Here is a 19,650-nt window from a genome sequence, read left to right on the forward strand (position 1 = left end):
GTGAGCACCGCCGCCGACCCGGAGTCCATGCGCCTGCCGGTGCGCCCCGGGCCGGCGCGATTCCTCGTCCTCTTCGCCGTCTTCCTGTGCGCCTCGTGCGGCATGGTCTACGAGCTCGCACTCGTGGCGCTCGGCTCGTTCCTGCTCGGCGACACCATCGTGCAGGCTTCGATCGTGCTGTCGGTCATGGTCTTCGCGATGGGCGTCGGATCGATCCTCACCAAGCGGCTGACCCATCTCGCCGCGGTGTCGTTCGCCCTCATCGAGGCCGCGCTCGGGATCATCGGCGGCCTGTCCGTCCTCTCCCTCTACCTCGCGTTCGCCTACCTCGACCTCTACACCGCGGCGATGATCATCATCGCCTTCGTCATCGGCGTCCTCATCGGGGCGGAGATCCCGCTCCTCATGGAGCTCATCCAGCGCATCCGCGCCCAGCGCGCCTCGGCCGCGGTCGCCGACCTCTTCGCGGTGGACTACGTGGGCGGGCTCATCGGCGGCCTCGCCTTCCCGTTCCTCCTGCTGCCGCTGCTCGGGCTGCCCCGCGGCGTGCTCGCCGTCGGGATCGTCAACGCCGTCACCGGCATCCTCATCGTCGTGTGGCTGTTCCGGCACGAGCTCTCCCGCCGCGTGCGCACCGGGCTGACCCTGCTCCTCGTCCTCATCGTCGGGGTGCTCACCGCCGCCTGGGTCTACACGGATGCGATCGAGGTGACCTCGCGGCAGAAGATCTACCGGGATCCGATCGTCACCGCCGAGCGCAGCGCCTACCAGGACATCGTCGTCACCCGGCACCCGCGCACCGGCGACACCCGGCTGTTCCTCAACGGCGACCTGCAGTTCGCCTCGAACGACGAGCACCGCTATCACGAGTCGCTCGTGCACCCGGTGCTCGACGGCCCGCGTGACCGGGTGCTCGTGCTCGGCGGCGGCGACGGCATGGCCCTGCGCGAGATCCTCAGGTACCCCGACGTCGAGGAGGTCACGCTCGTCGATCTCGACCCCGCCGTCGTCGAGCTCGCCCGGACGGACGAGGCGTTCACCGAGTTCAACGGGGAGTCGTTCGCCGACCGCCGGGTCGACTACGTGCCCGCCGACGCCTTCACGTGGCTGCGGGAGGAGAACGACCGGGCCTACGACGTCGTCATCGCCGACCTCCCCGACCCGGACGACGTGTCGACCTCGAAGCTCTACACCATCGAGTTCTACAGCCTCGTCGAACGCGCGATGAACCCCGGGGCGCGGCTCGTCGTGCAGGCCGGGTCCCCGTTCTTCGCGCCCGAGGCGTACTGGGGCATCGGGGAGAGCATCGCGCAGGCCGGATTCGCCACCACCCCCTATCACGTCGATGTCCCGAGCTTCGGCGACTGGGGCTACTTCCTCGCCGCGACCGGCGAGGCGCCGGAGGTCGAGGTGCCCGTCGATGCCCCGTCCGACCTGCGCTTCCTCACCCCCGAGGTGGCCCGCGCCGCACTCGTGTTCCCACCCGACCGCGATCGCGCCTCCGTCGGCACGGTCGAACCGTCCTCCCTCCTCCACCCGCGGGTGATCGACCAGCAGCGCGGAGCGTGGGTGGGGTACTGAGCGCGTTCGGCAAGCGCACTCCCCCAGGTGACCGGACATCACTCCACCACGGGCCCGGACATGGAGCCGAGGCGCCCGCCGGCACCCTTCAGGTCACCGGCGGCGTCCGTCCGGAGGCCGGCGGCGTCCGGACGGAGGCCGCCGGGACCATCGACCGCGGCGCGCTCCCTGCGTAGAGTGGATGCATGAGCACTGTTCTCCTCGTCCACCACTCGCCCTCCGATGCCACCGCCGCGCTCGCCGAGGCCGCCCGCGCCGGGCTGACCATGCCGGAGCTCGACGGGGTGGAGCTCGTCGAGAAGGCCGCGCTCGAGGCGACCGTCGAGGACGTGCTCGCCGCCGATGCGTTCGTGCTCGGCACCACTGCGAACTTCGGCTACATCTCCGGGGCGCTCAAGCACTTCTTCGACACGACGTACTCCGCCACCCGCGAGCAGACCGCCGGCCGCCCGTTCTCCTACTGGATCCACGGCGGCTACGACACCACCGGCGCGGAGCGCGCGATGGAGTCGATCACCACCGGTTACGGCTGGGAGAAGGTGTGCGCACCGGTCGTCTTCACCGGGGAGGTCACCGAGGAGCACACCGCAGCGGTGACCGAGATGGCGGCCACGGTCGCCGCGACGACGATGGCCTGAGCCGCCGACCTCAGCGGGAGCCGAGCAGGTAGCTCACCGATTGGGCCGCGGCGGCACCGGATTCGAGCGCCCCGTTGTGCGAGCTCGTCCGGTAGCGGTCGCCGGCGACGACGATCGGCCCGTCGAGCGTGGGCTCGCGCCGGTCGAGCACTCCGACTCCGGAGGCCGGAAGGGCGTGGGCGATACGATCGATCGCGACGACCTCCCACCGGGCGGTGTCCACCCCGGAGAGGTCGGCTGCGGCGGCGCGCACCTCGCCCTCGGTGGGCTCCTGGTACTCCGCCTCGCCACCGGGCCCGGTCTCCCCCAGGGGGACGTTGGCGGCGAGCAGATGACGGCCGGGCGGTGCGGCCTCGGGCACGGGAGCGGTGACCTCGGCGAGCGTGGTCACCGGTCCGCGCGGATGCCGGCCGTCGATGCCGAGCAGCCGCTGCTTCTGCGGCGGCTCGTCGGCGGCGAACCACCACGTGGTCATCCCGCGGGTCCGCACCGGCGGCAGCGCCAGGCCGAGGTCGGTGGTGAGTCCGGCGGCGACGACGACGGCCGCGGCCTCGCGCACCTCCGATTCCGTCTCGATGCGGACCCCGGTGCCGGTCGTCCGCACCCCGGTGGTGCGGACGCCGGTCTCCACCTGCGCACCGACCCGCAGCGCCGCGGCGGCCAGCGCCTGGGCGAGTGCCTGCATGCCGCCGGCCGGGAGCACGGGCGTAGTCGAGGCGAGGAGCCTCAGCTGCCACAGCAGGTACTGGGCGCTCGCGGTGCGCGCGTCCTGGGCGACGAGCCCGGAGGTGAAGGGTTCGATCACCGCGTTGCGCAGAGGTCCGGTGATCCGGTGCTCGTCGAGCCAGTCGGCCAACGGGATGTCGATGGTCGGTGCCCGGCCGAGCAGGGCGGTGAGCCGCGGGATCTCGCGCGGGGAGAGCAGGCCCGAGCGCAGGGTGCGGAAGGCGAGCTGCGGCTCCCGGGAGGGGTCGGCGACGACGACGCGGGACTTCGCGGTGCGCACCGACACCCCGGCGGGGAAGGCGGTGAGGTCGAGCGCGTCGACATCGATGGCCTCGCGGAGCGCCGGGTAGGCGGGGTTGACGAGCTGGAAGCCGTGGTCGGGACGGAAGGGGCCGACGGTGCGCCCGCCGATCCGGCCGCCCACGCGGTCCGCGGCCTCGAGCACGCTCACGCTGTGCCCGGCCCCGGCGAGGAGCGCCGAGGCTCGCAGCCCGGCAGCGCCGGCACCGATGACGATGACCTCGCTCATCGCTGACCTCCTTCATCTGTGCGCATGCGCGCGGCGCGGCTCGCGCCACGGGATCCAGCCTAGTCGGTCCGGGCCCGGGGTTCGGTGGATCGACGAAGTCGACGGGCGCGGTCCCCGGTGGGGCATGATCGCCCGGCCGACGGTTCCCTGCGGTGGGGCGCATGGAGGATTCTGCGATGAATGCCGAACGGGCCGGGCGACCTGGTGGTCGCTCGGCCCGTTCGGCAGTGCCGTGCGGCCGGGACGCGGTGCCCGGCCGGGAATGCGCGGATCAGTACGAGGAAGCCCCGGCACCCGCTGCGATGACGCCGGCGACGATGGCGAGAATGATGGCGAGAACCCCCAGGATCAGGAAGATGATGCCGAGGATGAAGCCCCACTTGCCCAGGGTATTGTCCGGCAGGCCGGCCTCACGCGACTTGGTGCGGGCCATCTTGCCGCAGATGATGCCGACGATCGGACCGATGATGGCGAAGCCGATGAAGGTCGACAACGATGCGATGAGGGCGACGATGCCGAGGGTCTGACCCGGATCCTGCTGACCCGCTGCGGGCGCTCCGGCCGGCTGCGATTACTGGTTGGAGTAGCCGGAGTTGTCCGAGTAGGACGAGTTGTCCGAGTAGGACGAGTTGTCCGCCTGCTGGGGATTGTACTGATCGCTCAAGACGACCTCCTTGGATGGTGGTCCACCGCTGGTCTGCGGCGGGTTTTCAGGGAATACCAGGAACATCGTAACGCCGCCTCGCACCCGGCAGCAGTCACAACACTGTTCCGATCTCGTCACAGCACCGGTGCAGGAAGGGCGGTCGCCAGATCCTGCCGCTGCCGGCGAATGAGCGAGAGGCCCCCTGATCACTGATCAGAGGGCCCCTCGGCGGCGGAGGATAGGGGATTTGAACCCCTGAGGGCGTTAACCCAACACGCGTTCCAGGCGTGCGCCATAGGCCGCTAGGCGAATCCTCCGCAGGGAACGTTACCCGAACGCGGCGTGAATAGGCCAATCAGCCGGACCGAGGCCACCGTGGAATACACCTCCCCCGCCGCCGCGTTCCCCTCATGTCCGCAGCTCCGGAACGCCTCGCGCTCCGGACGCAGCGCGCTCCCGACGAGCGCGCACCTCAGACGAAGGAGCATCACCATGGCAGTGTCCGACAAGAAGGTCGCGTTCCTCCTCACCCGCGGCGTCGAGCAGGTCGAGCTCACCAGCCCGCGCGCCGCGCTCGACGGCGCCGGCGCGACCACCGTCATCGTCTCGCCCTCGGAGGGCACCCTGCAGGCGATGGAAGGCGACTGGGAGCACGCCGACACCTTCGACGTCGACGTGCCCGTCGCCCAGGCCTCGGCGGACGACTACGACATGCTCGTACTCCCCGGCGGCACGCTCAACGCCGACGCCCTGCGCCTCGACGAGGATGCGGTCGCCCTCGTCAAGGCATTCTTCGCCGCGGGCAAGCCGGTCGCCGCGATCTGCCACGCCCCGTGGATCCTCGCCCAGGCGGACCTGGCGCGCGGACGGAAGCTCACCTCATACATCTCCATCCGCACCGACCTCGTCAACGCCGGCGCCGAATGGGAGGACTCCGAGGTCGTCGTCGACGGCAACCTCATCACCTCGCGCAACCCCGGTGACCTCGATGCGTTCAACCGGGCGATCGCCGCAGCGCTGAGCTGATCGGCAGCCGACCGCGCCCGAGGCGATCCGCGGGCATCCCGGCGGGCGCACCTCGGGCGCGGTGACAGCACGGTGGCGGCAGAGCCCGGGTGATTTCTCGTCCCCCGGGCTCTGCACTACACTGGGTGGCGGCTCTCCGTGTGGCGTCATCCTGCGAACCCCCCAGGACCGAAAGGTAGCAAGGGTAAGAAGGCTCTGGCGGGTGCACGGAGAGTCCTTCACATTCACCCGCGCCCGCCACTGCCCCCGTCGGCCTGCGCCCCGTCGGCCTGCGCGCACCCGCCCGAACGTTCGAGACCGACCGGTCACCCCCGACTGTTTCAATCCGACCCGAACGTACGCTAGGGTTCGATTCATGGAAGCACCGGCGCTTTCACCCCGGGTCTGGCCGCTGTACCTGGCGACTTTCCTCTCCACGTACGTGTTCGCCGTCGCGAACATCTCCGTTCCCGGGATGCAGGCCGCACTCGACCTCCCCGGATCACGGACGACCCTGGTCATCGGGGCCTATTCGGTGTCCTTCGCCGCCGGTCTCATCATCTGCGGGCGCCTGGGCGACACCTTCGGCCGACGGCGCCTGTTCCGGATCGGGATCGCGGCGATCCTCGTCTGCTCCGTCCTCACCGCGTTCGCCCCGTCCGTCGAGCTCCTCGTGCTCGGCCGCCTCCTCCAGGGCTGCGCCGCCGCGCTCACCACCCCGCAGATCCTGTCCACCGTGCAGGCCACGCTCACCGGCGCCGCCCGCTCCCGCGCCATCAGCGGCTACAGCATCTTCGCCGGGATCGGGACCGTGGGCGGCAACATCATCGGCGGGTCGATCAACAGCCTGTTCCCCGTCGAGTTCGGCTGGCGCGCGGCCTTCCTGTCCATCGCCGTCATCGCCGCCGTCACCTGGGCCGGCACCGGGTACCTCCGCGAATCGCGCTCCCCCGACCCCGAGGGCTTCGACTTCCCCGGCTCCGCCCTCGTCGCCTTCGCCCTCCTCTGCCTCATCACCGGTCTGACGAACGCCGCCGCTGTCGATCCGCTCGACCCGTTCTCCACCCCGGGGATGCTCGCGCTCACGCTGGGACTGCTCGCCGCCTCGGCCGTCGGGTTCTTCGTGCTGCGCCGGCACCTGCTCAACCGGGAGCTGTCCCAGCGGCCCTCCGTCCTCCCCCTCCACGTCATCACCGAGCCGGCGGTGAAGATCGGGATGGTGCTCGCCGCACTGTTCTTCCTCATGCTCTCGGCATTCATGTACAACTTCGCGGTGTTCACGCAGCAGGGGCTCGGCTGGCCGCCGCTCAAGTCGGGGCTGTCACTCCTCGTGCTCGCGACGTCCTTCGTCATCTCCTCGACCTTCGCCACCCGGCTCCTCGACTCGTTCGGTCCGCGCATCCTGCTCGTCGGCTCGGCCTTCCAGGCCACCGGGTTCGCGGTCCTCGCGATCCTCGCGTTCGCCGACGCGCAGCCGTTCCTCCTCTGGTACCAGCTCGTCGGCATCCTCATCGGCGGCGGGCAGGGCCTGATGTTCGGGCCGCTGATCTCCGTGGTGATGAACCACGTGCCCAACCGCGTCGCCGGCCTCACCGGCGGACTCATCGCCACCACCCAGCAGGCCGGGATGGGGATCGGCGTCGCGACCCTGTCGAGCCTGTTCACCGTCCTCTTCGCGCTGCTCCCGCCGATGGACGCCTTCGGCTGGGTGCTCGTCGTCTCCGTCGGCCTCTCGCTCCTGTTCGGCCTCATCGCCACCCGGCTCGTCCGGCCCGCCGCCGGGGACTGAGCGGCGGGCGCGCGCAGGCCTCGGCCCGGGGACGCCGGCGAGGCGCGGGCGGGCGCCCGGGATGCGGGTCGCGCTCGCACCCCGGCTCCCACTGTCACAATTCCGCAACGCCTGCACCGATCGAACCCGCAGGTCAGACAGGTGGGCCGACACATCTCGCTCGGATCCGGGCGCACTCGCCGGAGGACCGCAACACGCCGACGTCTACTCTGATCCGGAGCCCCCCGACCATCGCGCATGCGCGATGCCGCCCCTGCGCTCCCGCGCGGACCGGCACCGCCGCCCGGTCGGACCCGGCTCCACCCCACCCGCATCGTCCTCAGGAGAGCTCCCGTGCTCCGTCGCCCATCCGACGCACTCGTCGCCGCCACCGCCGTGGTCCTGCTCAGTGCATGCACCGCCCAGCAGCCCGGCCCGCAGTCCACGGACGGCACCCGGCCGACCGACAGCGCGACCGAGGCCACCGCGGCCGCCCCCGTCGTCGAGGTCGTCGACCCGGATGAGGTGGATGCAGGGGACCAGAAGACACCCGCGGACGATCCCTCCTCGGAGGAGGGATCGGAGCCCGGATCGGGGGGCGGCGGAGCCGAGGCGAGCGCGCCCGAGCAGACCGAACCGGGTCCGCCCGCTCCATCGGGCGCGGCAGGCACGGATGCCGCCGATATCGAGTTCGCCCCCGGCGACACCTTCGCCCTCGCCGTCACCGGCGGTGAGTTCGCCTCGGTCGAGCTCCTCGACGCCGACCACTCCGCAGTGCCGGCCGACCCGGGCACGGTGAGCGAGGACGGCACCGGCTGGCAGGCGCGCGCCGGACTGGCCGGCGGCGCCTCGTACGAATGGCGGGCCGTCACCACCGCGGCCGACGGCAGCGAGCACACCACCACCGGCACCTTCGAGACGAGCGCACCGGCCGGCAGCACGGTGCGGGCGCGCTCGGTCATCGCCGACGACGACACCGTGGGCGTGGGCGCCCCGATCATCATCAACTTCGGCGGCTCGGTCGATGAGGAGTTCCGCGACGACGTCGAGCAGAGGCTGAGCGTCGCGGTCACCGACGAGGACGGCGAGCCGCGCGAGGTCGACGGTGGCTGGGCCTGGCTGCCGAACATCGACGGCCACTCCCGCATCCACTACCGGCCCGCCGAGTTCTGGCCCGCGCACTCGCAGGTCGCCGTCGACCTGCCGCTCGAGGACGTGCCGTTCTCCGAGTCCGCGCACGGCGGCAAGGACATGACGCTCGACTTCGAGATCGGCCGCGAGCAGATCACCGTCGCCGACGCGAAGACCCACCGGATGACCGTCACCCGCAACGGCGAGGAGGTCATGGACTTCCCGGCCTCCCTGGGCGCCCCGCGCTCGCCGTCGTACAACGGCATGCACATCGTCATGTCGAAGGCCGAGTCCTACACGATGACCTCGGAGCAGTGGGGCTACTCGACCCCGGTCACCCACGCGGTGCGCATCCACAACAACGGCGAGTTCATCCACGCCGCCCCGTGGTCGGTGGGCTCGCAGGGCTCGGCGAACGTCTCCCACGGCTGCATCAACCTCTCCACCGAGCGCGCGAGCGAGTACTACGACTCCGCGATGTACGGCGACCCGGTGGAGGTCACCGGCTCCTCCGTCGATCTCACGGTGGATTCCGGCGAGGTCGCCGACTGGGTCTACACCTGGGAGGAATGGCAGGAGCTCAGCGCTCTGGCCGACTGAGCGCGCTGGCCGGCTGAGGCGGGGCGCCTCGACGGCGTCCGGGCCCGCACCTCGGGCCCGGCGACGGACGGGGCGGGCGCCTCGGCGGCCACGTCCGCTGGGTGACGTCACGCCATGGGTGACGTCACGCCATGGGTGACGTCACGCCATGGGTGCCGTCACTCCATGAGCGCGGAGCGGATGAGGAAGCGCTTGCCGGTGGGTGACTCCACGCTGAAGCCGGAGCCGCGGCCGGGCACCACGTCGATGGTGAGCTTCGTGTGCTTCCAGTACTCGAACTGCTCCACGGACATCCAGAACTCGAGCGGGCTCGTCCCGCCGTCCGCCAGCGGGACCTCGAAGGTGCCGAGCAGCACGTCGGCGTCCGAGGTGAGGAACTCCCCGGCGGGGAAGCACATCGGCGCCGAGCCGTCGCAGCAGCCGCCGGACTGGTGGAACATGAGCTCGCCGTACTGGGCGATGAGGTCCTGGAGCAGGTCGATCGTCGCCTGCGTCAGGCCCACGCGGGAGGCGGCCTCCCCGGCGATCGCCGGGGTGGATTCCAGGACTGCGGCTGCGGTGCTCATGTCGTCACGCTCCTCCTCCGGGCGGGCGGTCCGCCCGGTATCGTCCTCAGCTGCGGGGCATGCGGCCGAGGAGGTAGAACTCGGGGTTCGGGCGCATCCCGGTGACCGTCGCCAGGCGGTTCGAGAGGCCGTAGAAGCCGGTGATCGCGGTGATGTCCCAGATGTCCTCGTCGTCGAAGCCCTGGGCGTGGAGCACGTCGAAATCGGCGTCCTCGACCGTGCCGGGGGCCGTGCAGACCTTGAGGGCGAAATCGAGCATGACCCGCTGGCGCTCCGGGAGACCGGCCGCGCGGTGGTTGACGGCGACCTTGTCCGCGATGTGGAAGTCCTTGGCGTAGATCCGCAGCAGCGCCCCGTGGGCGACCACGCAGTAGAGGCAGTCGTTCGCCGCCGAGGTGGCGGTGACGATCATCTCCCGGTCGGCCTTGGAGAGCCCGCCGGTGTCCTTGTCCATGAGCGCCTCGTGGTAGGCGAAGAAGGCGCGGAACTCCGCCGGCCGGCGGGCCATCGCGAGGAACACGTTGGGGATGAACCCGGCGCGCTCGGCCTGCTCCTCGATCATCGCGCGGATGTCGTCGGGCAGTTCGGCCAGCTCGGCGGGAGGGTACCGGACGTCGTCGTCGCTCATGACCCCACTGTAGGCCCGCGCCCCGGACCGGTCCAGAGGCGGCTGAGATCGCGGAGTCCGGCGGATCCGCTCTCAGGAACCTCCGGAAACTGCACTCCCGGTCAGGGGGATCGCCGGCGCAGGACGAGCACGACCGCGGCGATGACGACGAACAGCACCGCCCCGACGAGCACCGCCTGCCCGGACACCGTGAAGGCGAGCAGCAGGCACAGGACGAGCCCGAGCACCTGGAGGACGCGCGGATAGAGGCGCTGCGCACCGGTCTGGGTGAACGCGGTGATGTTCGTGATCGCGTAGTAGACGAGCACCCCGAAGGACGAGAACCCGATCGCCTGCCGGATGTCGCCGAGGAGCACGAGCACGACCGCTGCCGCGCACACGAGGAACTCCGCCCGCGCCGGGGTTCGGAACCGTTCGCCGACGTGCGCGAGGAACCCGAAGTGCCGGGAGTCGCGCGCCATCGCGAAGATCGTGCGTCCGAGTCCTGCGGCGAGCCCGAGCAGCGCGCCCAGGCAGGCGAGCGCGGCCCCCACCCGCACCAGTGCCTGCGCCCAGGTGGAGCGGCCGACCGCCTCGGCGAGGGGCACGGCGCTCTGGGCGAGCTGGGCGGGGCCGAGCACGCCCATGACCGCGACGGCGATGACGGCGTAGAGGGCCGCGGTGATGGCGAGCGCGGTGACGATGGCGCGCGGGATGGTGCGCCGCGGTTCGCGCACCTCCTCGCCCAGAGTGGCGATGCGGGCGTAGCCGGCGAACGCGAAGAACAGGATGCCGGCGGCCTGGAGCACGCCGAACAGGTCGAAGCCGGCCGGCACGACGAGGTTCCCGGACGCATCGATGCGGGAGGCCGCCGAGGAGATGACGCCGAAGGAGAACTCGTCCCCGGCGGCGATCACGGCGAGCAGCACGCCCAGGATCGCGAGCACGCTGAGAACGATCCAGCGGGTCATCCGCGCCGTCTTCGAGATCCCCAGGGTGTTGACCGTGGTGATCGCAAGGAGGGCGAGGACCGCGAGCGGCTTCTGCCACGCCTCCCCCGCGGCATAGGCCGCGAAAGTCAGCGCCATCGCCGCGGTCGAGGCCGTCTTGCCGATGACGAATCCCCACCCGGCGACGAGTCCCAGGGAGGGGTTCAGCTGCGCCCGGGCGTAGGCGTAGGTGCCCCCGGAGGTCGGGTACTGGGCGGCGAGCTGGGCCGAGGAGGTGGCGTTGCAGTAGGCGACGAGCGCGGCGAGGGCGAGGGCGAGGAACACCCAGCTGCCTGCCTCGGCGGTGGCGGGGGCGAGCGCGGCGAAGATGCCGGCGCCGATCATCGACCCGAGCCCGATGATCACCGCATCGCCGAGTCCGAGGGTGCGCGACAGCGCGGCACCGGGGTGTGGGGAGGCCGCACTGGTGCGGGCCGGCGGGCGGTCCGGGGTGGAGTCCGGGGGCGGAGGGGGCTGAGTCGTCACACGAGCCGTTGTACCAGAACCGTGCGTCCGCCCGGTGAACTCCACGCCGCAGACGCCCATTCGGTGCGATCGCAAGGGGGGCGCGAAGCCGCCGGCGCGATTCGACGGATCCCCGGTACGAGGCGCCCCGGAAGGCGCTGACCTTGCAGAGATCGGCGGAACCGTTCACAGGAACCGCCGAAAATTGCATGGTGGATGGGGCCTCAGGTGAGCGCGGGGCGGGAGCGGCGCAGGAGCAGGGCGATGACGAACGCGGTGGTCATCATCGCGCCGGTGAGCACGGTGACGCCCCACCAGCCCTGCGCCTCCCAGGCGACCGGGGCGAGGTTCCCGTTGATCGAGGACCCCGTGTAGTAGAAGAGCATGTACATCGACGCCGCCTGCGCGGGCACCCCGACCGTCGCGGTCGAGCGGGAGGCCACCCATGCGGAGGCGAGCGAGTGCATGACGAAGAAGCCCATCGCGAGGATCGCCATCCCGAGCACCACGAGGACGAGCGGACGGGCGGCCATGATCCCGATCCCGGCCAGCGCCATGAGCGACCCGAGCGGCAGCACGGAGCGCAGGGAGTACCGGTCGGCCGCCCGCCCGGCGAGCACGCTCGCATAGCCGGCGACCGGGTAGATGAGGTAGAGGAGGCCGATCGCCCCGATGCCGAGCAGATAGGGCGCGGCCTCGAGCCGGAAGCCGAGCACGTTGAACGCCCCGACGAAGGTCCCCATCCCCAGCCCGCCGGTCAGGTAGAGGCCGAGCAGCACCGGATCGCGGAACGCCCGGCCGAACTTCCGCACGAGCGCGGCCGGCGCATCGCGGTGCGGGGAGAAGCCGCGCGACTCCGGGAGCAGGAACCAGCACGCCACCGCACAGCCGATCGACAGCAGCGCGGTGCCGAGCAGCGCCATGTGCGAGGGCGACAGCGGCATCCGCTCCGCGATGCCGAACCGATCGAGGACGTCGATGATCCCCGTCGACACGATCCGCCCGGCGAGCCCGCCGAGCGTGGTGCCGAAGATGTAGATGCCCGTCGCGCTCGTCGCGTACGAGCGGTGGATCTCCTCCTTGAGGTACACCGCGGCGGTGGCCGGCAGCCCGGCGAGTGCGAACCCCATGACGAACCGGGCGAGGAGGAAGAGGTTCCAGTCGTCGACGAGGGCGACGACCACCCCGAGCACGGAGGCGAGCGCGAGCGACCAGCGGATGAGCCGCACCCGCCCGATCCGCTCGGAGATCGGCACCGCGAGGATGAGACCGATGCCCAGGCCCGCGGTGGCGAAGGACACGGAGAGCGCCGCGACGGCCGGGCTGATGCTGTACTCGCGCGTGAAATACGGCAGGATGGCCTGAGTGCTGTAGAGCAGGGTGAACGTGGCGAGACCGGCCATGAGGAGGCCGACCTCGATCCGCCGCGTCATCGGGTCACCGTGCCGGTACCCCTCGAATCCGCTCATGGAGCACCACACTACGCGCCCGTAGGAACCGTCGACCCGAGGAGTCCGCAGTGCAGACCGAACAGCGACCGGCGTCCAACCCCGTCTGGGACTTCGTCTCCGCACCACCCGACCTCGCACTCCCCGACTTCTCCGCATTCACCCCCGAGCACCTCCACGACGCCGCGCGCCGGGCGATCGAGCACCAGGAGACGCGCATCGCCCGCATCCGCTCCGCGTCGACGGACCCGACCTTCGCGAACACCACCCTGCAGCTGGGCGAGGCCGGCCACCCGCTGTTCCGGCTCCAGGCGCTCGTCCGGGTCATCGAGGCGAACCTCCTCACCGAGGAGTGGGCGGAACCGGTGGCCGAGGTGACCCAGGTGCTCCTCCAGGCCCGCCTCCACGCGCTGCTCGACGGGGAGCTCTTCTCCCGCCTCGAGCACGTGCCAACCTCCGAGCTCAACCCGGTCGACCGCCGCCGCCACGAGCTGCAGCTCCTCGATGCGGTCCGCGCCGGCGCCCGGCTCGACCTCGAGTCGCGCTCGCACGCCGGGGAGATCATCGCGGAGATCGAGGCGCTGAGCAGCGAGTTCACCCGCATCCTGCGCCAGGAGTCCCACGACCGCGCGCTCCACCTCACCGACCCCGAGGCGCTCGCCGGGCTCGGGGAGACCGCCCGCGGTGCCGCCGCCCGGGAGGCCGCCGAGCGCGGGGTCGAGGGCTGGGTGCTGCCGCTGGCGAACACGAGCCAGCAGCCCGCGCTCGCCCAGCTCACCGACCCGCGCACCCGGTCGGAGCTGTTCGCCGCCTCGCTCTCGCGCGGCTCGCAGCGCGGCCCCGGGGACCTGCGGGAGATCGTCTCCGACATCACCACCCTGCGCGCGGCGCTTGCCGGGCTGCTCGGCTACCGCTCGTACGCCGGGTACGCGATCGACGCGCAGACGGCGAACAGCCCCGACGCCGCCGGAGGTCTGCTCGCCGCGCTCGTCGATCCCGCCCTCGCCCGGCTCGCCGAGGAGCTCGCCACCGTCCGCGAGCGCTGGTCCCCCGACCGGCTCGAGGCCGCCGACATCTCCCACTGGGTGCAGCGGCTCGTCGCCGAGGAGTCCGGCCTCGACCCCGCCCGCATCGCCGAGTACTTCGAGCTCGACCGGGTGCTGTTCGACGGGGTGTTCTACGCCGCGCACAACCTCTACGGGGTGGAGTTCTCCGAGCGGCGCGACATGCCCGCCTGGCACCCCGACGTGCGCGTGTTCGAGGCCTTCGAGGACGGCCGGGTGATCGGCCTCGTGTGCCTCGACGCCTGCGCCCGCCCCGGCAAGGGCGGCGGGGCCTGGATGGACCAGCTCGTCAGCCAGGGCCGGCTGACCGGTGAGAAGCCGATCGTCACGCTCAGCCTCAACCTCACTCCCGCCGCTCCCGGAGCCCCGCAGCTGCTGAGCCCGGACGAGACGATCACGCTGTTCCACGAGTTCGGCCACGTGCTCCACGGTCTGTTCTCCAACTCGACCTACCCGTCGCTGTCGGGCACCGCGGTGCCGCGCGACTACGTCGAGTTCCCCTCCCAGCTCAACGAGATGTGGGCATTCCACCAGCAGGTGCTGCCCAACTACGCCGTCCACGTGCACACCGGCGAACCCCTGCCGGCCGCGGAGGCCGAGCGGCTGCGCCGCGCCCGCACGCTCGGCCAGGGGTTCCGGACCGTCGAATACCTCGCCGCCGCGCTGCTCGACCTCGGCTGGCACTCGCTCGACCCGGGCGACCAGGTCACCGACGTGCTCGCCTTCGAGGCCGAGGCGCTCGCCGCCACCGGCCTCGACTCGCTCGTCCCGCCGCGGTACCGCACCACGTACTTCGCCCATATCTTCGGCAACGGCTACGCCGCCGGCTACTACTCCTACCTGTGGTCGGAGGTGATCGCCGCGCACGCCGCGGAGTGGTTCGAGGCCCACGGCGGCCTCGACTTCGAGGCCGGCTCCGCATTCCGCAGGGAGATCCTGGCGCCGGGCAACGCCGTGCACCCGATGACTGCGATCATCGACTTCTTCGGCGGTGTCCCGCCCATCGACGCGCTCCTGCGCCGGCGCGGGCTCGACGCCGCAGAACCCGGCGGGAGCGGCACCGGCGGGGACCCCGCCGCGGAGAGCACCACCTCGGCCGCGGAGGCCGGCGCCGTCCCCGAGGTCGACACGAGCGGCGCCGGGTCGCCGGATGACGAGGATGCCCACCACGCCGCCCCCGCCCCCCGAGGAGACTGACATGCACGCCCGCACCGAAGCCGTGATCCGCGACCTGCGCGCCCGCGGCATCGATTCCGAGGTCCGCGACCTCGACACCGGCGCCCACACCGCGCAGGAGGCCGCCGACCACCTCGGCGTCGAGCTCGGCGCGATCGCGAACAGCCTCGTGTTCTCGGCCGACGACGAACCGATCCTCATCATGACCTCCGGCGCGCACCGCGTCGACACCGACCACACCGCCCGGGCGCTCGGGTACACGCGCATCGGACGGGCGAAGCCGGAGATGGTCCGGGCGGCGACCGGCCAGATCATCGGCGGGGTCGCTCCGTGCGGACACCCGGCTCCGCTCACCACCTACGTCGACACGGCGCTGCGCGGCCATCCGGTAATCTGGGCCGCCGGCGGGACCCCGGACACCATGGTCCCGCTGACGTTCGACGAACTGCTCACCGTCACCGAAGGAAGAGAGATCTCCGTTGCACCCGACTGACCCGTCCGCAGCCGACCGCCCCGCATCTGGGCAGCCGGGCCGCCCCAGCGACCCGGCGACAACCCCCCGGACCGACACCTCCCGATCCCCCGAGGCACATCCCCCGGCGCACCGCGCCCACCTCGCGGCCTTCGCCTCGACCCGCGGCGCCTACTACGCCGTCATCCTCGCAGTGTTCTGCTGCGTGCTCCTCATCTCCAACATCGCCGCCACCAAGATCATCGGGTTCGGCCCGATCGTCGCCGACGGCGGCGCCTTCCTCTTCCCGGTCGCCTACATCCTCGGCGACGTGCTCAGCGAGGTGTACGGCTTCCGCGCCGCGCGCAAGGCCGTGATCACCGGCTTCGCGATGCAGATCCTCGCCTCTGCGGTGTTCTACCTCGTCCAGATCTCCCCGGCCGGGCCCGGCTACGAGCACCAGGAGGCCTTCCAGGCCGTCATCGGATTCTACCCGCGGATCGTGCTCGCCTCGCTCGCCGGCTACGTCGTCGGCCAGCTCCTCAACTCCTTCGTCCTCGTCCGGATCAAGCGCCGGATGGGCGAGAAGCACCTGTGGGTGCGGCTGCTGACCTCGACCGGCGTGGGCGAGGCCGCAGACACCGTGATCTTCTGCACGGTCGCGTTCCTCGGCGTCATCCCGGGCACCGAGTTCCTCAACTACGTGCTGTTCGGCTTCGTCTACAAGGTCGCCGTCGAGGTGCTCCTCATGCCGGTGACGTACCAGGTCATCGGCATGATCAAGAAGCGCGAGGAGACCTACTCGATCGAGACCGACCGGCTCCGCCAGGAGACCGCCGCCCGAGTCTGATCGACCCGCGGCACGACCCGCGGCGCCTCGCGCGCAGCACGCACGGGTCGCACCCGGCACATCCGGACCGTCGATCACCGCTCACCGCGGGGTCGGCGGTCCGGTGTCGTCGAGGGACGCCTCGGGAGCCCACCGGATCGGCCCTCGGGGACCGTGGGATCAGCGGCGGTTCGCGTAGTAGCGGCCGAGCACCTCAGCCTCGAGCTCGTGGAAGCGGCCGTCGATGATCGCCTGCCGGATCCGCGCGACGAGATCGACGATGAAGTGCTCGTTGTGGATCGTCACGAGCGTGGAGAACAGCATCTCCTTGGCCTTGTAGAGGTGGCGCAGGTAGGCGCGGGAGAAGGTCGCGCACGTGCTGCACGTGCACTCCGGGTCGAGGGGTGAGAAGTCGCGGCGGTACTTCGCCCCGGTGAGGTTGTAGCGACCGTCGCGCGAGTACACCGCGGCATTGCGCGCCACGCGGGAGGGCGAGACGCAGTCGAAGGTGTCCGCGCCGGCGGCGATCGCGGTGAACAGGTCGTCGGGCTCGGAGATCCCCAGCAGGTGTCGGGGCTTGGCCTCCGGCAGCTCCTCGGAGACCCAGCCGACGATCGTGCCGAGCCGGTCCTTCTCGAGCGCCCCGCCGATCCCGAAGCCGTCGAAGTCCATCGCGCCGAGGTCCCGGGCGGCCTTGCGGCGCAGGTCCTCGTACTGCGCGCCCTGGATCACGCCGAACAGCGCCTGGTAGGGGCGGTGGGAGCGGGCGGCGGTGAGGCGCTCGTGCTCGACGATGCAGCGCTGCGCCCACAGCCGGGTGCGCTCGAGCGCCTCCTCCTGGTAGCCGCGGGTGTTGACGAGCGTGGTGAGCTCGTCGAAGGCGAAGATGATGTCCGCTCCCAGCTGGTGCTGGACCTGCATGGACACCTCGGCGGTGAACCGGTGACGGCTGCCGTCGAGGTGGGACTTGAAGGTCACCCCGTCGTCGTCGACGTTCGCCATCCGCTCCTTGCCCGCCGCCACGGCCTGGTCGCTGCGGGCGCCGGAGAACTCCTCGGACAGGACCTTCTTGAACCCCGAGCCCAGGCTCATCACCTGGAAGCCGCCGGAGTCGGTGAAGGTGGGACCGGGCCAGCCCATGAACGCGCCGAGCCCGCCCGCCTCGTCGATGAGGTCCGGGCCCGGCTGCAGGTAGAGGTGGTAGGCGTTGGCGAGCACCGCGCGAGCGCCGAGCGCGGCGACGTCGTCAGGCTTGACGGCCTTGACAGTGGCCTTGGTGCCCACCGGGACGAACGCCGGAGTGGGGATGTCACCGTGCGGGGTCCGGATCACCCCGGCGCGCCCGCCCGACTCCATCCGCGCCTCGACCGCGAACCCGAACCGGGAACGGTCATTCACGCCGGTGTCGCCCGTCGGGGCGGCGCCGGGTGCCGAGGCGGCGCCGGCCCGTTGCGAGGCGGCTGCGGGGCCGGTGGGTGCCGAGGTGCCGTCCGCCGGATGTGAGGCAGGCGCAGAGCCGGCAGGTGCCGAGGTGGCATCCGCCGGTTGTGAGGCAGGCGCAGGGCCGGCAGGTGTCGAGGTGCCGACGGGCGATGCGGGAGCAGAGGTGTGCGCGGGGACGGTCACGGCCGAGCTGTGCTCGGGAGCGGGCTGGCTGGAAGTCACCGGACCAGTCTAGTGGCCGACCGCATCCGCGCCCCGGAACACCCGGAACCCCCGAGCACCCGGAACCCCGAGCGCCGCTCCCCGGCCGTTCTATCCCGGTTCGCGGGCTCCGGGGTCACCTGAGTGCGGTTTCGCGTTCGAAAACGCACTGTGCTGCACCCGGAATGCAGCAAACCGCACTGGATCGCACCCTGAACCGGCAGACCGCACTGTGCTGCACCCGGAACCGGCAGGCCGCACTGGGTCGCACCCCGGAACCGGAACCAGTCCGGGACCGGCTCCGCCCTGCCGCCTGCTCAGAGGGAGGCGAGCATCTTGCCGGGGTTGAGGATGCCGAGCGGGTCGAGCGCGCGCTTGATGCCCAGGTGGATCTCCTTGGACACCGGGTCGAGCTCGCGGGCGAGCCAGTCGCGCTTGAGGTAGCCCACTCCGTGCTCGCCGGTGATCGTGCCGCCGAGCTCGAGGCCGGCGGCCATGATCTCGCCGAACGCCTCCTGCGCGATCCGGGTCGACTCGGGGTCACCGGCGTCGAAGAAGATGCTGGGGTGCATGTTGCCGTCGCCGGCGTGGCCGCAGGTGCAGATGGTGATCTCCGGGTGCTCGGCCTCGATCTCGACGAGCCGGGCGAAGAACTCGCGCAGCCGGCCGCGCGGCACGCACACGTCGTCGACGAGCTCGCCGCCGCCGTGGGTGCTCGCGTACTTCTCCATCGCCGGGGCGACCGCGCGGCGAGCGGCGACGAGCAGCTCGGAGTCCGCGGGGTCGTCGGAGAACATGACCTCGCTCGCACCGCAGGCGTTCGCGACCTCGGTGAAGCGCTCGAGCTCGCGCACCGCGGCCTCCTGGCTGCCGTCGCCGTTCGACTGCACGAGGAGCATCGCACCGGCACCCTCCGGCAGCCCGAAGTCGCCGTAGGCGTTGAGGATCTCGAGCGTCCGGCCGTCGAGGAACTCGAGCAGCGAGGGCCGCGCACCGGTGGCCATGAAGTCGCACACCGCACCCGAGGCGCTCACCACGTCGGGGAACAGGCCCACCGCGGTGAGAGGGTCGGGGATGCGCGGGATGAGGTCGAGGGTGATCCCGACGATGACGCCGAGGCTGCCCTCCGAGCCGATGAACAGGCCGGCGAGCTCGAACCCGGCCACACCCTTGGCGGTGGGCCGGCCGACGGTGGTGACGCGGCCATCGGCGAGGACCACGGTGAGGCTGCGGACGTAATCGCGGGTGACCCCGTACTTCACGCAGCACAGCCCGCCGGCGTTCGTCGCGACGTTGCCGCCGATGCTCGAGATCGCCACCGAGCCGGGGTCCGGCGGATAGGCGAGGTCGAAGTCGGCGAGGTGGCGCTTGAGGTCCTGGTTGACGATCCCGGGCTCCACCGTGCACGTCATCTCGACGGTGTTCACCTCGAGCACGCGGTCCATCTTCGACACGCTCAGCAGGAGCGCGCCGTCGGTGGCGTTGGCGGCGCCGGACAGACCGGTGCGGGTGCCCTGCGGCACCACCGGGATGCGGTGCTCGCTGGCGAAGCGGAGGGTGGCCTGCACGTCCTCGACGGTGGTCGCGCGGACGAGGGCGCGGGCGGCGCCGACCTCGCAGAACAGCGCCCAGTCCTTCGAATGGGCGGCGACGACGTCCGGTTCGGTGACGAGCGCGCCGGGCGAGAGCGCCGCGGCGAGCGGGTCGAGGTCGACGTGTGCGGTGGGATCGAGGAGCTCAGCAGTCATCACCCGGACAGTGTAGACCTGCCCGGGCGCGCCCCGCTG

16 protein-coding genes, 1 tRNA gene and 1 other RNA gene are annotated in these 19,650 nt (G+C 71.4%); 9 read left to right on the plus strand and 9 right to left on the minus strand.

What is annotated here, in order from left to right; translation table 11 throughout:
* The gene (locus MTQ12_RS07415) at positions 1-1,581 is read left to right on the plus strand and encodes a polyamine aminopropyltransferase (protein WP_247425526.1); all 1,581 of its coding nucleotides are present in this window, start codon (positions 1-3) and stop codon (positions 1,579-1,581) included.
* 185 nt (positions 1,582-1,766) lie between these two features.
* Positions 1,767-2,219, plus strand: coding sequence for an NAD(P)H-dependent oxidoreductase (locus MTQ12_RS07420; protein ID WP_247425527.1), 453 nt, complete (start codon positions 1,767-1,769; stop codon positions 2,217-2,219).
* Between the two features lie 10 nt (positions 2,220-2,229).
* Here the strand turns inward: MTQ12_RS07420 and MTQ12_RS07425 are convergent, their stop codons facing one another.
* From MTQ12_RS07425 to MTQ12_RS07435, 3 genes are all read right to left on the minus strand, one after another.
* A complete protein-coding gene (locus tag MTQ12_RS07425; RefSeq protein ID WP_247425530.1) occupies positions 2,230-3,474 on the minus strand; it encodes an FAD-dependent oxidoreductase in 1,245 nt (414 codons plus the stop codon).
* 271 nt (positions 3,475-3,745) lie between these two features.
* On the minus strand, positions 3,746-3,967 hold the full coding sequence (locus tag MTQ12_RS07430) for a hypothetical protein (RefSeq protein ID WP_247425531.1): 222 nt from the start codon (positions 3,965-3,967) through the stop codon (positions 3,746-3,748).
* Positions 3,968-4,352: 385 nt separating this feature from the next.
* Positions 4,353-4,437, minus strand: a tRNA-Ser gene (locus MTQ12_RS07435).
* Positions 4,438-4,612: 175 nt separating this feature from the next.
* Here MTQ12_RS07435 and MTQ12_RS07440 point away from each other — a divergent pair.
* The 4 genes from MTQ12_RS07440 (at position 4,613) to MTQ12_RS07455 (ending at position 8,624) form a co-directional block, all read left to right on the plus strand.
* Entirely contained in the window at positions 4,613-5,146 is a 534-nt protein-coding gene (locus MTQ12_RS07440; RefSeq protein ID WP_247425533.1) for a type 1 glutamine amidotransferase domain-containing protein, read from the plus strand.
* A gap of 127 nt (positions 5,147-5,273) precedes the next feature.
* Positions 5,274-5,368: signal recognition particle sRNA small type (gene ffs / locus MTQ12_RS07445), an RNA gene on the plus strand.
* Positions 5,369-5,501: 133 nt separating this feature from the next.
* Positions 5,502-6,914 (plus strand): MFS transporter, encoded by a 1,413-nt coding sequence (locus MTQ12_RS07450; protein ID WP_137318134.1) that lies wholly within the window; start codon positions 5,502-5,504, stop codon positions 6,912-6,914.
* Positions 6,915-7,247: 333 nt separating this feature from the next.
* Positions 7,248-8,624 (plus strand): Ig-like domain-containing protein, encoded by a 1,377-nt coding sequence (locus tag MTQ12_RS07455; protein WP_247425535.1) that lies wholly within the window; start codon positions 7,248-7,250, stop codon positions 8,622-8,624.
* Between the two features lie 158 nt (positions 8,625-8,782).
* Here MTQ12_RS07455 and MTQ12_RS07460 read toward each other — a convergent pair whose 3' ends face one another.
* The 4 genes from MTQ12_RS07460 to MTQ12_RS07475 form a co-directional block, all read right to left on the minus strand.
* A complete protein-coding gene (locus tag MTQ12_RS07460; protein ID WP_247425537.1) occupies positions 8,783-9,190 on the minus strand; it encodes a DUF779 domain-containing protein in 408 nt (135 codons plus the stop codon).
* Positions 9,191-9,236: 46 nt separating this feature from the next.
* Entirely contained in the window at positions 9,237-9,818 is a 582-nt protein-coding gene (locus MTQ12_RS07465; RefSeq protein ID WP_247425539.1) for a peroxidase-related enzyme, read from the minus strand.
* Positions 9,819-9,919: 101 nt separating this feature from the next.
* On the minus strand, positions 9,920-11,272 hold the full coding sequence (locus MTQ12_RS07470; protein WP_247425541.1) for an amino acid permease: 1,353 nt from the start codon (positions 11,270-11,272) through the stop codon (positions 9,920-9,922).
* 203 nt (positions 11,273-11,475) lie between these two features.
* Positions 11,476-12,720, minus strand: a complete 1,245-nt coding sequence (locus MTQ12_RS07475; protein WP_137318138.1) for an MFS transporter — start codon at positions 12,718-12,720, stop codon at positions 11,476-11,478.
* Between the two features lie 50 nt (positions 12,721-12,770).
* Between MTQ12_RS07475 and MTQ12_RS07480 the strand changes: the two genes are divergently transcribed.
* The 3 genes from MTQ12_RS07480 (at position 12,771) to MTQ12_RS07490 (ending at position 16,240) form a co-directional block, all read left to right on the plus strand.
* The gene (locus MTQ12_RS07480; RefSeq protein WP_175406799.1) at positions 12,771-14,960 is read left to right on the plus strand and encodes a M3 family metallopeptidase; all 2,190 of its coding nucleotides are present in this window, start codon (positions 12,771-12,773) and stop codon (positions 14,958-14,960) included.
* 1 nt (position 14,961) lies between these two features.
* Positions 14,962-15,432 carry a YbaK/EbsC family protein gene (locus tag MTQ12_RS07485; RefSeq protein ID WP_137318140.1) on the plus strand — a complete coding sequence of 157 codons (471 nt, stop codon included), beginning with the start codon at positions 14,962-14,964 and terminating at the stop codon, positions 15,430-15,432.
* Between the two features lie 163 nt (positions 15,433-15,595).
* Positions 15,596-16,240 (plus strand): queuosine precursor transporter, encoded by a 645-nt coding sequence (locus MTQ12_RS07490; RefSeq protein ID WP_137320307.1) that lies wholly within the window; start codon positions 15,596-15,598, stop codon positions 16,238-16,240.
* A 159-nt stretch (positions 16,241-16,399) separates the two neighbouring features.
* Here MTQ12_RS07490 and tgt read toward each other — a convergent pair whose 3' ends face one another.
* Positions 16,400-17,617, minus strand: a complete 1,218-nt coding sequence (gene tgt, locus MTQ12_RS07495; RefSeq protein WP_247618223.1) for a tRNA guanosine(34) transglycosylase Tgt — start codon at positions 17,615-17,617, stop codon at positions 16,400-16,402.
* A 563-nt stretch (positions 17,618-18,180) separates the two neighbouring features.
* A complete protein-coding gene (locus MTQ12_RS07500; protein WP_137318141.1) occupies positions 18,181-19,611 on the minus strand; it encodes an FAD-linked oxidase C-terminal domain-containing protein in 1,431 nt (476 codons plus the stop codon).
* Positions 19,612-19,650 lie beyond the last annotated feature (39 nt).

This window comes from Brevibacterium sp. R8603A2, from assembly GCF_023072605.1.
GTDB lineage: Bacteria > Actinomycetota > Actinomycetes > Actinomycetales > Brevibacteriaceae > Brevibacterium > Brevibacterium pityocampae.

Coding starts and splice junctions, on each gene's coding strand:
- MTQ12_RS07420 (WP_247425527.1), top strand. CDS start 1,767: ATGAGCACTGTTCTCCTCGTCCACCACTCGCCCTCCGATGCCACCGCC.
- MTQ12_RS07425 (WP_247425530.1), bottom strand. CDS start 3,474: ATGAGCGAGGTCATCGTCATCGGTGCCGGCGCTGCCGGGCTGCGAGCC.
- MTQ12_RS07440 (WP_247425533.1), top strand. CDS start 4,613: ATGGCAGTGTCCGACAAGAAGGTCGCGTTCCTCCTCACCCGCGGCGTC.
- MTQ12_RS07450 (WP_137318134.1), top strand. CDS start 5,502: ATGGAAGCACCGGCGCTTTCACCCCGGGTCTGGCCGCTGTACCTGGCG.
- MTQ12_RS07460 (WP_247425537.1), bottom strand. CDS start 9,190: ATGAGCACCGCAGCCGCAGTCCTGGAATCCACCCCGGCGATCGCCGGG.
- MTQ12_RS07465 (WP_247425539.1), bottom strand. CDS start 9,818: ATGAGCGACGACGACGTCCGGTACCCTCCCGCCGAGCTGGCCGAACTG.
- MTQ12_RS07475 (WP_137318138.1), bottom strand. CDS start 12,720: ATGAGCGGATTCGAGGGGTACCGGCACGGTGACCCGATGACGCGGCGG.
- MTQ12_RS07485 (WP_137318140.1), top strand. CDS start 14,962: ATGCACGCCCGCACCGAAGCCGTGATCCGCGACCTGCGCGCCCGCGGC.
- MTQ12_RS07500 (WP_137318141.1), bottom strand. CDS start 19,611: ATGACTGCTGAGCTCCTCGATCCCACCGCACACGTCGACCTCGACCCG.